This window comes from Rhizorhapis suberifaciens (assembly GCF_014200045.1).
GTDB classification, from domain to species: Bacteria; Pseudomonadota; Alphaproteobacteria; order Sphingomonadales; family Sphingomonadaceae; genus Rhizorhapis; species Rhizorhapis suberifaciens.
In genome coordinates, this window is record NZ_JACHOV010000002.1 from 226,722 (window position 1) to 242,936 (window position 16,215).

The 16,215-nt window shown below is 60.2% G+C and carries 11 protein-coding genes, 1 tRNA gene and 1 riboswitch; of the genes, 9 read left to right on the plus strand and 3 right to left on the minus strand.

From position 1 onward, the window contains the following. Positions 1-13: 13 nt before the first annotated feature. From HNQ99_RS03350 to HNQ99_RS03360, 3 genes are all read left to right on the plus strand, one after another. Positions 14-1,534: a 3-hydroxyacyl-CoA dehydrogenase gene (locus tag HNQ99_RS03350; protein WP_184474230.1), complete on the plus strand. Its 1,521-nt coding sequence runs from the start codon at positions 14-16 to the stop codon at positions 1,532-1,534. Between the two features lie 30 nt (positions 1,535-1,564). Next, entirely contained in the window at positions 1,565-2,767 is a 1,203-nt protein-coding gene (gene pcaF / locus HNQ99_RS03355) for a 3-oxoadipyl-CoA thiolase (RefSeq protein ID WP_184474231.1), read from the plus strand. A gap of 99 nt (positions 2,768-2,866) precedes the next feature. After that, positions 2,867-3,625, plus strand: a complete 759-nt coding sequence (locus HNQ99_RS03360) for a glutathione S-transferase family protein (RefSeq protein WP_184474232.1) — start codon at positions 2,867-2,869, stop codon at positions 3,623-3,625. 181 nt (positions 3,626-3,806) lie between these two features. Here the strand turns inward: HNQ99_RS03360 and HNQ99_RS03365 are convergent, their stop codons facing one another. Both HNQ99_RS03365 and HNQ99_RS03370 read right to left on the minus strand, forming a co-directional pair. Next, a complete protein-coding gene (locus HNQ99_RS03365; protein ID WP_184474233.1) occupies positions 3,807-4,073 on the minus strand; it encodes a hypothetical protein in 267 nt (88 codons plus the stop codon). A 71-nt stretch (positions 4,074-4,144) separates the two neighbouring features. Continuing rightward, positions 4,145-4,231 (minus strand) — tRNA-Leu (locus tag HNQ99_RS03370). A 173-nt stretch (positions 4,232-4,404) separates the two neighbouring features. On the opposite strand from HNQ99_RS03370, the gene HNQ99_RS03375 reads away from it, so the two are divergent. From HNQ99_RS03375 to gltB, 5 genes are all read left to right on the plus strand, one after another. After that, on the plus strand, positions 4,405-5,343 hold the full coding sequence (locus tag HNQ99_RS03375) for a complex I NDUFA9 subunit family protein (RefSeq protein WP_184474234.1): 939 nt from the start codon (positions 4,405-4,407) through the stop codon (positions 5,341-5,343). Positions 5,344-5,446: 103 nt separating this feature from the next. Further along, complete coding sequence (locus HNQ99_RS03380; RefSeq protein WP_184474235.1) at positions 5,447-6,250, plus strand: undecaprenyl-diphosphate phosphatase; 804 nt, start codon at positions 5,447-5,449, stop codon at positions 6,248-6,250. Positions 6,251-6,412: 162 nt separating this feature from the next. Further along, the gene (locus HNQ99_RS03385) at positions 6,413-7,864 is read left to right on the plus strand and encodes an NAD(P)-dependent oxidoreductase (protein ID WP_184474236.1); all 1,452 of its coding nucleotides are present in this window, start codon (positions 6,413-6,415) and stop codon (positions 7,862-7,864) included. After that, on the plus strand, positions 7,861-8,466 hold the full coding sequence (locus HNQ99_RS16850; RefSeq protein WP_184474237.1) for a DUF2059 domain-containing protein: 606 nt from the start codon (positions 7,861-7,863) through the stop codon (positions 8,464-8,466). The genes HNQ99_RS03385 and HNQ99_RS16850 overlap by 4 nt, the downstream gene beginning before the upstream one ends. Beyond that, the gene (gene gltB, locus HNQ99_RS03395; RefSeq protein WP_184474238.1) at positions 8,456-12,973 is read left to right on the plus strand and encodes a glutamate synthase large subunit; all 4,518 of its coding nucleotides are present in this window, start codon (positions 8,456-8,458) and stop codon (positions 12,971-12,973) included. The genes HNQ99_RS16850 and gltB overlap by 11 nt, the downstream gene beginning before the upstream one ends. A 198-nt stretch (positions 12,974-13,171) precedes the next feature. Here gltB and HNQ99_RS03400 read toward each other — a convergent pair whose 3' ends face one another. Next, positions 13,172-13,489 carry a hypothetical protein gene (locus HNQ99_RS03400; protein WP_184474239.1) on the minus strand — a complete coding sequence of 106 codons (318 nt, stop codon included), beginning with the start codon at positions 13,487-13,489 and terminating at the stop codon, positions 13,172-13,174. Between the two features lie 170 nt (positions 13,490-13,659). Further along, positions 13,660-13,897: riboswitch (cobalamin riboswitch) on the plus strand. Between the two features lie 175 nt (positions 13,898-14,072). Here HNQ99_RS03400 and HNQ99_RS03405 point away from each other — a divergent pair. Continuing rightward, the gene (locus tag HNQ99_RS03405) at positions 14,073-16,214 is read left to right on the plus strand and encodes a TonB-dependent receptor (protein ID WP_322790304.1); all 2,142 of its coding nucleotides are present in this window, start codon (positions 14,073-14,075) and stop codon (positions 16,212-16,214) included. The last annotated feature ends 1 nt before the right edge of the window (position 16,215 follow it).

Consider the following 16,215-nt stretch of genomic DNA (forward strand, 5'->3'; position numbering starts at 1 on the left):
GCGAGGAATTTCGATGGGCGGTATTTCCAAGGCAGCGACAGTGGGGGTTATTGGCGCCGGAGCTATGGGCTCGGGCATAGCGCAGGTTGCAGCGCTCGCCGGTCATCAGGTCATCATCTTTGATGTTATCGAAGGGGCGGCGAAGCTCGCCAGGAACCGGGTCGCATCGGCGCTGGAAGCGCTTGAACGCAAGGGACGCCTTGATTCTGAAGAGCGTGATCGCGCGGTTTCGTGCCTCCAGGTAGCAGAGGATATCACCGACCTGCGCAATGCCGGTCTGATCATCGAAGCCATTGCAGAAAAACTCGAGGCAAAACAGGCGGTGTTTCGAGAGTTGGAAGAACTCGTTCCGGAAAGTTCCATTTTCGCCACCAACACCTCGTCTATTTCGATCACGGCCATCGGTTCTGTACTTTCCGATCCAACACGACTAGCGGGATTTCATTTCTTCAACCCCGCACCCGTCATGAAGCTGGTCGAAATCGTGGCCGGGCTCGCGTCCAGCCAACATGTCATTGGGGTGCTTGCAGCGACTGCGCGGGACTGGGGCAAAACAGCCGTCCATGTCCGCTCTACGCCCGGCTTCATCGTCAATCGCGTGGCGCGTCCTTATTATGGGGAGGCGCTTCATCTCCTGGAAAACGGCGTTGCGGATGTTGCTACCCTCGATTTCATCTACACGCGCAGCGGCGGCTTTCGCATGGGGCCGTTCGCATTGATGGACATGATCGGCCACGATGTGAACTTTGCTGTGACGTCGTCGGTCCACGCCGCGTTATTTGGCGACCCCCGCTATCGCCCGGCACTGGCGCAGCAGGAACTGGTGGCTGCTGGTTGGCTGGGTCGAAAGTCCGGTCGAGGATTCTATGAATATGTTGGAGCGGCCGATACAGCACCGCCAACATCTATCTGTCCGAATTATCCTGCTCCTCACAATCTAGTCCTTGAGGGAGCCAGCGCGGATTTGCACGAACTCATCGCCATATGCCGGTCAAAAGGGATTGATAGTGTTGAGGAAAAAGGAGACGGCTACATCCGTGTGGACGATGTTCATCTTGCACGGACAGACGGTCGTTCCGCGAGCCAAAGGGTAGCCGATGGCGCCCCGCGCAACCTCGTGCTCTTCGACCTGACGTTCGACCTGTCGAGCACGGAACTCATCGTCCTCACGCAAGCAGATCGGGCTTCGAGCTTCGCGATCGAGCGCGCTGCCGCTCTGTTCCAGTCGCTTGGCAAGTCTGTAGTGGTCATAAGCGATTACCCCGGCATGGTCGTCATGCGGACGCTGGCCTTGCTCGTCGACGAGGCCGCTGACGCCGTTCAGAAAGGCATTGCAACGCCGGCCGACATCGAAGTGGCGATGCAAACCGGCGTCAATTACCCGCGGGGACTACTCGACTGGGGGGACAGGATCGGGCCTGATATTCTGGTCCGGGTTCTCGATCATCTCCATCACGCAACAGGCGACGGCCGCTATCGCGCATCCGAACGACTGCGCCGCAGCGCCGTCACGGGCGTTTCGCTGGCTGCCTGAACCATCAACGAATCGAAGGTAAAAGTCACCATGCCCGATGCATTTATCTGCGATGCGATCCGTACTCCGATCGGGCGCTACGGTGGCGCGCTGGCGACCGTTCGCGCGGACGACCTGGCGGCCGTACCGCTGGCAGCGCTGATGGCGCGTAACCCCAATGTCGACTGGGCAGCGGTCGATGACGTCATTCTGGGCTGCGCTAACCAGGCCGGCGAGGATAATCGCAACGTCGCGCGGATGGCGGCGCTTCTCGCGCAGCTCCCCGTTGAAGTTCCCGGCACGACGGTCAACCGGCTATGCGGATCGGGAATGGACGCTGTCGGCATCGCGGCGCGGGCCATCAAGGCCGGGGAAGCCGACTTCCTGATCGCCGGCGGCGTGGAAAGCATGTCACGCGCACCGTTCGTGATGGGCAAGGCGGCCAGTGCGTTTGCTCGCACCGCTAGGCTGGAAGATACCACAATGGGCTGGCGCTTCGTGAACGAGGCGATGCAGGCGCAGTACGGCACAGACACGATGCCGCAAACGGCAGAGAATGTTGCGGAAGCCTTTGGCATCTCGCGACAGGATCAGGATGCGTTTGCGTTGCGTAGCCAGAAAAGAGCGGGCGCCGCCATGGCAGCGTCCAGGTTTGATGCCGAGATTGTTGGTGTATCTGTCCGATCCAAGGCGGGTAGTCGAACGATCGATCAAGATGAGCATCCGCGCCCTTCATCCACAGCCGAAGATTTCGCTAAACTTAGAGGTGTGGTGTCACCGGACGGGTCGGTCACAGCAGGGAATGCTTCGGGTATCAACGACGGAGCCTGTGCCCTGCTGGTCGCGAGCGAGGGAGCGGCGAAGCGCCACGATCTGACGCCGATCGCGCGTCATGTTGGTACGGCCGTCGCTGGCGTTCCGCCTAGGGTGATGGGAATGGGGCCGGTCCCCGCAGTGCGCGCGCTCCTCGATCGCACCGGGATCGCGCTCTCACAGATAGACGTGATAGAGTTGAACGAGGCCTTTGCCGCGCAGGCGCTCGCTGTCCTACGCGAATTGAACATCCCGGAGGACGCCCCACACGTCAATCCTAACGGCGGCGCAATCGCGCTTGGTCATCCTCTGGGCATGTCCGGCGCAAGACTCATCGCCACCGCTGCCTACGAACTCCAGCGCACGGGCGGCCGCTACGCCTTATGTACGATGTGCATCGGCGTTGGACAAGGCATTGCAACGCTGATCGAGCGGGTCTGAACAGCGGCGCAATCTCCACAGTGGAGTGAGGTCTTTGGGTTATACTGTGCCCTTCTTATGCGGGGGTCTTTCAGCAACAGGTGATTAGGCGATATTCTGATGATTACAATGTTCGGAACGGCCAGTCCAAACGTGTTCAAGATCCTGTTGATGCTGGAGGAAAGCGGAACCGAATATTACGTGAAGCATGTGGCGGTCATGCGCGGCGAGGGACAGGACCCGGCTTTCCTCGCGATGAATCCGTTCGGAAAAGTGCCTGTGATTGTCGACCGCAACCAAGAGGGCGAGCAGGTCGTTTTCGAGTCCGGTGCCATTTTGATCTACCTTGCGGATACCTATGCGCCGGCGCTGCTTCCCGCATGCGGGGCGGCCCGTTGGGCGACGTTGGAATGGCTTGTAGCGCAGGTGGCCTATGCCGGACCGATGCTTGGGCAGGTGAACCACTACCAGCTCATTCCCAGTGAGGCGGATTCCTACGCGGCGGCCAGGTACAAGGATCAGGCCGCCAAAATCTATCGAACCTTCGACGACCGGCTGGCCGCGGTGCCATGGCTGGCGGGGCAATCCTATTCCGTCGCTGACATAGCCATGTACCCATGGTCGGCCTACCTCTCGCGCCATGGCTTCGATGAAGCCGACTTCCCCAACCTTGTAGCCTGGCGCGCGCGAATTGATGCGCGGCCTGCCTGGCGTCGAGCACAGGCAGGTATCGCGTCTCTCGTCCGGGCAGGCGCTGCCACTGGTGCCGGAATAACGGAATCAGATATTGACCGGTTCCTGGGCCGAACCAAACCCGGGCCGGCGGCCGATCTTGTTGGTTACGCCGCCCGTGGGTCGTACATCCGGAGAAGCGATTAAAGTGTTGAGGGCTTTGTTCCTGCAATTTAGAGAAGACACTATTTCCGCCCGATAGAGATGTCACGGTTCGATGCAGCAGGGGCTGTGCGTAGCCCTTCGATATTGCGCAGCGCAGACCCTGCTGGTGCACAGGTCCAGCGGTCTGAGAGCCCCGGACCCGCTGCGCATGCAGTGGGCTCCCTCAGCAGCTCTCGAGCAGCCGCTGCGCCGCCTCGATCGGGGTGAGCAGGCGAAGGGGAGGGCGCCCGCGCTTAAGCTTCACCGGGGCTTCTTCCGCGGGCTCGGGCGAGGGAAACAGGTGAATGCCCTGCGAGCGCCGGCAAGGCTCGTTGTTGTTGCGCTTCCGCGGCAGCAGCTCCTGCATCGCCCTGGCCATCGCCAGCGCCGCATCGAGGTGCTTGTTCTCGACCATCGCGGCCTGGTTCACCTGCCTGATCTTGTCGAACATTCGGTAGGGAAGGACATGCTCGCCGTGCCGGATCTCGAGCCGGCCATCGGGATGCTCCTCGGAAGAACAAATGGTGCCCAGAAGAGGACTCGAACCTCCACGGCCTTGCGACCGCCAGCACCTGAAGCTGGTGCGTCTACCAATTCCGCCATCTGGGCACGGGGTAGGCGGCGGCGATTAGCGGTCAGGGGGGGCTTTTGTCAATCGCCCTTTGCGCTAATTTTTGAATCATCCCACGCCTTTGCAGTTGTCAAGGAGATCGCTCCGTTGCAAGGGGGCGGAAGCCACACGGCTATTATAAAGCGGCCATTCCAGGGAGCACGCGGCAGATATGCAGTACAAGCTGGTGACTATCTTCGGCGGAGGCGGTTTTCTTGGCCGCTATGTCGCTCAGGAACTGCTTCAGGCGGGCGCCCGCATCCGTGTTGCTGAGCGCGATCCTTCCAGCGCCATGCACATCAGGCCCCTGGGAGGCCTTGGCCAGGTCCAGATGGTTGCTGCAAATGTGACCAAGGCAGAGTCGCTTGCCCGCGCCGTCGAAGGGGCCGACGCTGTCATCAATTTAGTCGGCGTTCTGAAAGGTGAATTCTACAAGGTTCATGTCGAGGGCGCGGCCAATGTGGCCCGAGCCGCGGCGGAAGCGGGTGCATCCAGCCTTGTTCACATCTCAGCCATAGGTGCCGATCCTCAGAGTCACTCGGAATATGGCCGTACGAAGGGCCAGGGAGAGGAAGGGGTCAGGGCAAGCTTTCCCGGCGCGGCGATCATGCGGCCATCCATCCTGTTCGGACCGGAAGACCAGTTCATCAATCGTTTCGCTCATTTGATCCGAACCGCGCCGATCGTACCGATTATCGGTGGCAACACGAAGTTCCAGCCGGTCTATGTAGCGGACGTTGCAAACGCGATTGCACTCGCCGCACTGCATCCGGGCAGATATGGCGGTAAAATCTATGAGCTTGGCGGGCCGCAGGTGATGACGATGGAAGAGATCAACCGGTGGATAGCCTCGGCCACCGGACGGCACCGCAATTTCATCACGGTGCCTGATGGTGTAGCGGACCTGCTTGCCAGTCTAACCGGATGGATGCCGGGTGCGCCAATCACCTCCGACCAATGGAAAATGCTTCAGCATGACAATGTCGTGTCGGCTGGCTCCAAGGGCCTGCCTACCTTTGGCATTGAGCCCACTCCACTGGCAGCGGTCGCTCCGGGCTGGTTGGTGCAGTATCGCAAGCATGGCCGGTTTGGCATGGGCGCGTCGGCCTGACGCCTCATTCTGTTCGGGGGTGAGCCTGCTGACGCCCCGCGACCCTCCCAGAACATACTGCCCATTGACCAACTGAGGGCGAACGGAAGGAACGCTGTGACCAATGGATAACAATATTTGGACGGTCATCCTGCTGGGCATTGTTGAAGGGTTTACTGAGTTCATTCCCGTTTCCTCAACCGGTCACCTGGTTTTGGCCGGAGAGCTGCTGGGTTTTGAAAGCAAAGCTTCAGGTACGTTCGAGATCGTCATTCAGCTTGGCGCGATTCTGTCGGTTGTTGTTCTCTATTGGAAACGTTTCTGGGAAGTCCTTCAGGGGCTCAGCCGAGCCAATCCGACGGCAATCGCCTTTACACGAAATATCCTACTGGGCTTTCTGCCTTCAGCGGTGATTGGCCTCATTATCTACAAGATGGTGAAGGCGATGCTGGAAACGCCGGAGATTACGGCGATAGCGCTCATTCTGGGCGGCATTGCCATATTGGCGATTGAACGCATGGTGAAGAAGCCTCACACATTCCTGGTTGAAGGGATGAGTTGGAAGACCGCGCTAGGTGTCGGCATTGTGCAGTGCCTGTCGATGATCCCTGGTGTCAGCCGCTCAGGCGCGACGATCATGGGGGCATTAAGCTTGGGCGTGGAGCGCAAGACGGCTGCTGAATTCAGCTTCTTCCTGGCTATCCCCACCATGCTTGCAGCCTCGGCTTACGATTTGCTGAAGACGGGGGCTTCGCTAGGGCAAGACGACTGGACCGCCATAGCAATAGGTTTCATTGTCTCTTTCGTGGTGGCGATCATCGTGATCAAATGGTTTATCGCCGTTGTTAGCAAGTTCGGTTTCGCTCCCTTCGCTTGGTATCGCATTGTTGCTGGAAGCGTGGCGCTCGTCTGGCTGATGATGAAGTAGGTCCGTATCGGCCCTTTATGGGCGGCTCGGATGAACAAGGGGTTCAGGAAAGAGGATGAGCCGCTCCATAGAAGGACAGTTTTATTGACCTAAACTGGAAAATTCCCGTGACTCCCGTGGCTGTTCAGGTTATAGGCCCGCGCAATCAAGGAGTGACGAGACATGGCTGACAATCCCATGCTGAAATTCGTAGCCACTGGACAGTCTTATCCGGAAAAGCGCGCCGCGGCCGAACGTGCCGCAGATTTCAGCGAGATTTCGCGCAGCTTTGCGCTGGAAAGGGCGGAGGAACAATCTTCCCGCTGCTCCCAGTGCGGCGTGCCTTATTGTTCGACTCACTGCCCGCTCCACAATCATATTCCCGACTGGCTGCGCCTCACCGCCGAAGGCCGCCTGCGCGAGGCCTATGAGCTTAGCAATGCGACCTCGACCATGCCGGAGATCTGCGGCCGCATCTGTCCGCAGGACCGCCTGTGCGAGGGCAATTGCGTCATCGAATTTTCCGGCCATGGCGCAGTCACCATTGGCTCGGTCGAAAAGTTCATCACTGACACCGCTTGGAAGGAAGGCTGGGTCGAGCCGCTCGTCCCGGGTGCCGATCGCGGCCAGTCGGTGGGCATCATCGGCGCTGGCCCCGCGGGTCTTACGACCGCGGAATATCTGCGCAAGGCAGGCTATGAAGTGCACGTCTATGATCGCCACGACCGCATGGGCGGCCTGCTGACCTACGGCATCCCCGGCTTCAAGCTGGAAAAGGAAGTCGTCACGCGCCGCGTGGACCGGCTGGCCGAGGGCGGCATCGTCTTCCACGAGAATTTCGAAGTCGGTCGCGACGCCACGATGGAGGATTTGCGCGAGCGCCATGATGCGATCCTGATCGCTACCGGCGTTTACAAATCGCGGGACATCAAGGCGCCGGGCGTGGGCACGCAGGGCGTGATGAAGGCGCTCGATTATCTGACTGCCTCCAACCGCAAGAGCTTTGGCGACGAAGTTGCGGCGTTCGAGGATGGATCCCTCAATGCGGCGGGCAAGAATGTCGTCGTCATCGGCGGCGGCGACACGGCGATGGATTGCGTCCGCACCGCCATCCGCCAAGGCGCGAAGTCGGTGAAGTGCCTTTACCGCCGCGACCGGGAAAACATGCCAGGTTCGCAGCGCGAAGTGGCGAATGCCGAGGAGGAAGGCGTCGAATTCGTCTGGCTCTCCGCCCCCGTCGCCTTCGAGGGCACGGAGCACGTCACTGGCGTCAAGGCCACGAAGATGCGCTTGGGCGCTGCCGACGCGAGCGGCCGCCGCTCGCCCGAGCCCGATCCGGGCACGGAGTTCACGCTGGAGGCGGACCTTGTCATCAAGGCGCTCGGCTTCGACCCGGAAGAGCTGCCAAAGCTGTTCGGCTGCGACGACCTCGCCGTCACTCGCTGGGGCACGCTGCGTGTCGATCACCGCACGATGATGACGTCGCTTGATGGCGTGTTTGCGGCAGGCGACATCGTGCGCGGCGCTTCGCTGGTGGTCTGGGCCATCCGCGACGGGCGGGATGTGACCGACCACATGCATAAATATTTGAAGGTGAAGGCGCGGGAGAAGCGAGAAGAGCGAGTGGCGGCGTGAGGTGGTTAACCTCATCGGCAGCGATCGTACTACTGACGCTTTGCTCCACTGCACAAGCATCGGGTAGAGAAACGATCAATGCATCTTCTAACCTCGATCCCGTTCGGGTTGAGAAGGCAAGAGTGATTGTCGAGTTGATTGTTCCTGCCGATCAACGTGAGGCAATGTTCTCCAAAATTATAGATGCTTTTATGACCAATTCCATTGCCGGTGTTATGCAGGCTAACCCCGAAATCAACCAATTGTTGTCGGAAGAGCCGGAACTGCGTCAGATATTCGCTACATTCGTAGAGCGACAACGCAACCTAGTCCTCCAGGATTTGGAGGAAACGTCGCCCGAACTGATGTTCGCATATACCAATGCTTATGCACGCGCATTCACGGCCAAAGAACTGGACGGTCTCAATGCATTTTTCGTCACCCCAGTGGGAAGAAAATATGTGTCAATGGCGCCAGGGTTAATGGCCGATCCCGACTTCGCGGCGTGGCAAAAAGGTGTCGCGGCTCGAGCAGAAGCCAGAAAAGATGAAGAGCTGAAGAAGTTGATGGATCAAGTTATGCCCGTGATCAGGGCCAAGGGAGCAAAGAATCATGGTTCCTGAAACCGAACGCCTCCGCCTTGCCCAAGTCGGCATGTACCGCCCCGAGTTCGAATCCGACGCATGCGGCGTTGGGCTCGTGGCGGCGACGGATGGCAAGCCCAGCCGCCGGGTAGTGGCTTCGGCCATCGATGCGCTGAAGGCCGTTTGGCATCGCGGCGCGGTGGACGCGGACGGCAAGACCGGCGACGGCGCAGGCCTCCATGTTGACCTGCCGGTCCGCTTTTTTGACGATGCGATTGCCGATAGCGGTCATAAACCCCTGCCCAACCGCCTGGCCGTCGGCATGGTCTTCCTGCCGCGCACGGACCTTTCGGCGCAGGAAACCTGCCGCACCATCGTTGAGTCCGAAATCATTGACGCCGGCTACACCATCTATGGCTGGCGGCAGGTGCCCGTTGACGTGTCCGTCATCGGTGAAAAGGCGCAGCGTACGCGCCCCGAAATCGAGCAGATCATGATCGCTGGCCCCATGCCGGAGGAGCAGGATCAGGCCGAATTCGAAAAGGACCTCTACCTCATCCGCCGCCGGATCGAGAAAAAGGTCATCGCCGCGCAGATCAATGATTTCTACGTCTGCTCGCTGTCCTGCCGCTCGATCATCTACAAGGGGTTGTTCCTGGCGGAATCGCTGTCGGTCTTCTACCCCGATCTGCAGGATGAGCGGTTCGAAAGCCGGGTTGCGATCTTCCATCAGCGCTATTCAACCAACACCTTCCCGCAATGGTGGCTGGCCCAACCCTTCCGCACGCTGGCCCACAATGGCGAGATCAACACCATCCGGGGCAACACCAACTGGATGAAGAGCCACGAGATCAAGATGGCGTCTTTGGCCTTTGGTGAGCATAGCGAGGACATAAAGCCGGTGATCCCGGCGGGCGCTTCCGATACCGCGGCGCTCGATGCCGTGTTCGAGGCAATCTGCCGCGCCGGGCGGGATGCGCCGACGACGAAGCTGATGCTGGTGCCGGAAGCCTGGCAGGGCAATAGCGAACTGCCTGATAACCATCGGGCGATGTACCAATATCTATCCTCCGTCATGGAGCCGTGGGATGGCCCCGCCGCGCTCGCCATGACGGACGGCCGCTGGGTTGTCGCTGGCATGGACCGCAACGCCCTTCGCCCGCTGCGCTATACGCAGACCGCCGACAATCTGCTGATCGTTGGATCGGAAGCGGGCATGGTTTTGGTGCCGGAAAGCACGGTTATCCGGAAAGGCCGCCTTGGTCCGGGACAGATGATTGCCGTCGATCTCCATGAAGGTGAGATTTACACTGATCGGGACATCAAGGATCGCGTCTCTGCCGAGCGGCCATATAAGGATATGGTCGGCAATTTTAAGACGCTGGACGACCTGCCTCCCGCGCCGTCCAACACCACGCCTCGTTGGAGCAAGGAAGAACTGATCCGGCGGCAGATCGCGGCCAACCTGACGCTGGAGGATATGGAGCTGATTCTGGCGCCCATGGTGGAGGACGCCAAGGAAGCGGTTGGATCGATGGGCGACGATGCGCCGCTGGCGGTCATTTCCGACAAGCCGCGCACGGTCAGCCACTTCTTCCGCCAGAATTTCAGCCAGGTGACCAATCCGCCGATCGACTCCTTGCGTGAACGCTATGTGATGAGCCTCAATACGCGCTTTTCCAATCTGGCGAACATATTGGAGGACCGCAGCCGGAACGAGAGCGTGCTGGTGCTGGACAGCCCCGTACTGACCTGCGGCGACTGGGAACGGCTGAAAGCCTATTTCGGTGATGCGGTCGCGGAAATCGATTGCACTTACCCTGCTGAGGGCGGGCCAGAGCAGTTGCGGGCCGCCATCACCCGCATCCGTGAGGAAGCGGAAAAGGCCGTGCGCGAGGGGCGGACCGAGATATTTCTCAGCGACGAGAATGTCGACGAAAACCGCGTCGGTATGGCGATGATCCTTGCCGCCGCAGCCGTACACACGCATTTGGTGCGCAAGGGTCTGCGCAGCTATGCCTCGATCAACGTTCGTTCGGCCGAGTGCCTCGACACCCATTATTATGCGGTGCTGATCGGCGTCGGCGCGACGACTGTGAACGCCTATCTGTCCGAAGCGTGCATCGCCGACCGCCAGGCGCGCGGCCTGTTTGGCAAGATGGATCTTGATAGCTGCCTTGAGCGGCATCGCACGGCCGTCAATGAGGGCCTGCTGAAGATCATGTCCAAAATGGGCATTGCGGTCATAAGCAGCTATCGCGGCGGATATAATTTTGAGGCGGTCGGCCTCAGCCGCGCCCTGGTGAACGATCTGTTCCCCGGCATGCCGTCCAAGATTTCGGGCGAAGGCTATGCCTCGCTGCACTTGAACGGCAAGCTCCGCCACGAGGCCGCCTATGACAGCGCAGTGGTCAACCTGCCCGTCGGCGGCTTCTACCGCCAACGCGCGGGCGGTGAGACACATGCCTATTCGGCGCAGCTGATGCACTTGCTGCAGACTGCGGTCTCGACCGACAGCTTTTCAACCTATCTGCAATTCTCGCGCGGCGTGCGCGACATGCCGCCTGTCTATCTGCGCGATCTGCTGGAGTTCAACTATGCGCAGGAATCCATCCCGATCGACGAGGTCGAGGCGATCACGGAGATTCGCAAGCGTTTCGTAACCCCGGGCATGTCGCTGGGGGCGCTCTCGCCTGAAGCGCATGAAACGCTCGCCATCGCCATGAATCGCATCGGCGCAAAGGCGGTGTCGGGCGAAGGCGGCGAGGACAAATCCCGCTACACGCCCTATGACAATGGCGACAACGCCAATAGCTCGATCAAGCAGATCGCGTCGGGTCGCTTCGGCGTTACCGCTGAATATCTGGGCGCGTGCGAGGAAATCGAGATCAAGGTCGCGCAGGGCGCAAAGCCCGGTGAGGGCGGCCAGCTTCCTGGCTTCAAGGTGACGGAGTTTATCGCAAAGCTCCGCCATTCCACGCCAGGCGTGATGCTGATTTCTCCTCCGCCGCACCACGACATCTATTCGATCGAGGATCTGGCGCAGCTCATCTATGACCTGAAGCAGATCAATCCGCGCGCGCGGGTCTGCGTCAAGCTGGTCAGTCAGGCTGGCATCGGCACGGTGGCGGCGGGTGTAGCCAAGGCGCATGCCGACGTCATTCTGGTGTCCGGCCATGTCGGCGGCACCGGCGCCTCGCCGCAGACGTCGGTGAAATATGCCGGGACTCCATGGGAAATGGGTCTTTCCGAGGTAAACCAGGTACTGACGCTCAATGGCCTTCGCCATCGTGTGAAGCTGCGGACTGACGGCGGTCTGAAGACCGGGCGCGACATCGTCATCGCGGCCATTTTGGGCGCAGAGGAATATGGCATCGGCACATTGTCGCTCGTCGCCATGGGCTGCATAATGGTGCGGCAGTGCCACAGCAATACCTGCCCCGTGGGCGTGTGCGTGCAGGACGAACGCCTGCGCGCGAAGTTCACCGGCACGCCGGAAAAGGTCATCAACCTGATGACCTTCATCGCTGAGGAAGTCCGCGAAATCCTGGCCCGGCTGGGTTGCCGCAGCCTGGACGAAGTGGTCGGGCGCACGGAGCTGTTGAAGCAGGTCAGCCGTGGCGCGGAGCATCTCGACGATCTGGACCTCAATCCCATCCTTGCCAAGGTGGACGCGAGCGAGGCCGAGCGTCGCTTCAGCCTTTCCACCTTCCGCAATGAGGTGCCCGACAGTCTGGACGCGCAGATGATCGCAGACGCGCAGGCTGTGTTCGAACGGGGCGAGAAAATGCAGCTGACGTACACGGTGCGCAACACGCATCGCGCCGTCGGCACGCGCCTGTCCGCGATGATCACCGAAAAGTTCGGCATGTCGACCCTGGCGGACGGTCATGTCCAGGTCCGCCTGCGCGGCAGCGCGGGGCAGTCGCTGGGGGCGTTTCTGTGCAAGGGTGTTCGGCTTGAAGTGTTCGGCGATGCCAACGACTATGTCGGCAAGGGCCTGTCAGGCGGCGTCATTTCCGTCCGGCCGATGGTGAGTTCGCCGCTGGAAAGCCAGAACAACACCATCATCGGCAATACTGTGCTCTATGGCGCGACCGCGGGCAAGCTGTTCGCGGCGGGGCAGGCGGGCGAGCGCTTCGCCGTCCGCAACTCAGGCGCGCAAGTGGTGGTTGAAGGCTGCGGCGCGAATGGCTGTGAATATATGACCGGCGGGACGGCTGTTATCCTGGGCCGGACGGGCAGCAATTTTGGCGCCGGGATGACCGGCGGCATGGCGTTCATCCTGGATACTGACGACAGCTTCGAACGGCACGCCAATCCGGAAAGCATCTTGTGGCAACGGCTGGACAGCGCCCATTGGGAAGATGTCCTTAAGGCTCTCGTCGAGGAGCATCACGCCCATACTGACAGCAAATGGTCAGGTGCGATCCTGCAGGATTGGGACCGGCGCAAGCATGACTTCTGGCAGGTTTGTCCGAAGGAAATGGTCAGCCGGTTGGCGCATCCGCTGAGCGACAAGGCGGAAGTCGTCGCGGCGGAGTGATCTGCGAGGGTGTGGCATCATGACCCTTCTTTGAAGGGTACTGTTGCGAAGCAGGCCTAATTATTTCTTGTCATGCCAGCGAAGACGGGAATCCATCTTAGGACGTAAAACCAAGCGATTGGTACGAGAGATGGATTCCCGCCCGCGCGGGAATGACGGTCAATAGAATTTGGCGACACACCTTATGTGAACGGCGATTTACCAGCGATAGCCGTAGCGCCGATCCCGATAGTGCCAGCGGTCACGATCGCGCCGCGCCCAACGACGTTCCCGCTCCAGCTCGCGCTTCTGCATGCGATATTCCCAGCGGCTGATATAGCCATGACGATAGGCATAGCGAAGTTCGCGCAACGCTCGATCATAGCTGTTCAAGCGGCTGTGCCGGCGATCGCCATTATAATAATAGTGGCCGCCGCGATAATCGCTATAGCCATAGCGCCCCCCGTCATGCGCCAGCGCCGTGCCCGTAGGGACAAGCACCGTCACAGCCGCCGCCATGAGCAGCTTCTTAAACATTCGTCCTCTCCTTCCTCTGGAATGGAAGGAGAGTAAGCGCCTGTTGCGCTGAATAGGCACTGAACTTTTTGTTCAGAATCGGGACAGTTGAAGCCCGGAGCGGCTTTTCACTATGTAGCTTGGCACGAGAAAAGAAGGGCGCTATGTCCGCCGGGAAGGTCGGATATTTCGATCTTCATGATCGCGCCGGTGCCCCACAAGGGGCTTGAATGGGAATGCGGTGCGGAAGCTTTGGCTTCCAAATCCGCGGCTGTCCCTGCAACTGTAAGCGGCGAGCGCGATGCACATCGCTCCTTTTTCAAAAAGGGGCAGCCACTGGGTTGCGGCATGAAGATGCTGATCCTGGGAAGGCCGTGCATCAAGCTTTGACCCGCGAGCCAGGAGACCTGCCGGCGCACTGGTCGCTCTTGCCTTGGTCCAGGGGTTGGTCACGGCACGGTAATCCTCCGTCTGAGCGACGAATGAGCGGCTGGGGCCGCATCGGAACGTGCGTCGGTCGCTTATGGCGTCGGGCCGCCGCGCGTGCCGACCGTTCGTAAACGGCACGCCCCCGCCACGTCGCAAGGCGCCGGGGGAAGTTTTTGTGATCAATATCTTATTTTCCAGCAGTGCACTCGCCGCATTCCTGTTGCCTGCATTGGCCCATGCCGAGATTGGCGCAGAAGCTGCGGGCAAGACCGATATCCTCGTGCTCGGCAATCATGATGACGAGGTGAATGCGCCAACGCAGACCGGAAGCCGCCTTGGCCTGACCATCCTTGAAACACCTGCCAGTGTCGAAACCTTGCCGGGCGACATGATCCGCAGGCGAGGCGATCTATCGATCGTCGATGCAGTGACTCGCGCCACGGGCATCAGTTCGGTCGCCAATCCAGGCAATGGCGGCACTGGCCTCGCCGCGCGCGGCTTTTCCGGCCAGGGCTCGGTCATGATCCTCTATGATGGCGTCCGCCTCTATCCGGGGGCCGGCACCGTCACTTTTCCGACCGATCCCTGGACAGTGGACAGGATCGAGGTGCTGCGCGGCCCGGCGTCCGTGCTTTATGGCCAGGGCGCCATAGGCGGCGCGGTCAATGTCATATCCAAAAAGCCCAACACCGAGCGGACCGAGCTTGAGGCGGAGGCCAGCTATGGTTCGCAGAATAGCTGGCGTATCGGCGCTGGGGTCGGTGGCCCCGTGAACGATCTGCTGGCCTACCGGCTCGACGTCAGCCGGACCCAATCGGACGGCTGGGTTGATCGCGGCAAATCGGAGGGGCTGGCGATCTCGGGATCGCTGCAGTTCCGCCCTATCGAGACGCTGACCTTCACTTTGTCCGACGATTATAGCGACCAGCAGCCGATGCGGTATTTCGGGACGCCGCTGATCGACGGGCGGCTTGATGATCGAAATAAGCGCAGCAACTACAATGTCGCCAACGCGGCGATACGTTACAAGGACAACCGCACAACGGTCAAAATCGAATGGATCCCGAACGATACCATCACCGTTCGCAACACCAGTTACCGCCTGACGACCGACCGCAGATGGCGCAACCTCGAAAGTTATTTTTGGAACGGTGTCAGCGGAAAAGTCGACCGCTTCGATTTCTTCGGCATCGATCATGACCAGACGCAGGTCGGCAACCAGGGCGATGTCACGATCCGCAGCAATTGGGGCGTGCTGAAGAACGAACTGCTCGTCGGCTTCGACGTCAACAACATCAAGTTCCGGCATTCGAATGATTTCGATTCCGGCTCGCCCCCGTCAGGTTTCGCAGAGCCCGTCGATCCGTTCAGCTTCGATCCCGGTCTCTATTACAACACGTTTGGCGTGCGCCCCCAATATCGTACGCGTACGCGCCAATATTCCCTCTTTGCCGAGGATCGCCTGACGATCAGCGATCATCTGTCGGTATCGGCGGGCATCAATTTCGACCGAGCCAATGTGAAGCGCTACGTTATCAGCCACGGCGCGGGCGGCGCGACAAGCGAAGCCTTGGGGCTGGACAAGACGCTGCGGAATGTCACCTGGCGGGTAGGTGCCGTCTATAAGCCCGTCTCGACGCTGTCGATCTACGGTCAATATGCGACCGCCGTCGATCCGCTTGGATCGCTTGTAACATTCTCGGTGGGACAGGCGGCGTTCAAGCACACGACCGGCGATCAAGTAGAGGCCGGGGTGAAGGCCAGCTTTATGGGCGGGCGCGGCCTTGCGACCTTCGCTGCCTACCGGATCGTGAAGAAGAACCTCCTCGCCACGATTCCCGGAAGTCTTCCGCCAGTGCAGGATCAGGTCGGGCAGCGTTCGGCCAAGGGGATCGAGGCGTCAATCACGCTTGATTTGCCCGGCGGGTTTGGGATCGATGCCAACGGCACAATCCTCGACGCTCAGTTCGACGAATTCCTCAGCGGAAGCATTTCTTTTAGCGGCAATACGCCGCCCAACATTCCCGAAGAGACCGCCAATCTCTGGTTGCGCTACGATGTCACCGAGCGGGTCCAGACGCGGGTCGGCTTGCGCTATGTCGGCAAAACCTATTCGGACAACGCCAACCAGTTCCGGGTGCCGGCTTATGCGGTGGTGGACGGGGGCATCTCCTTTGCTGTGACCAAGAACGTCGCTGCCAACCTGCGCATCTATAATCTGTTCGACAAGGATTATGCGACCACCACCTATAATAACGAGCAGTGGTTGCTCGGGCGGCCACGCTCGATCGACGCTTCGGTCAGCATGCGTTTCTGAC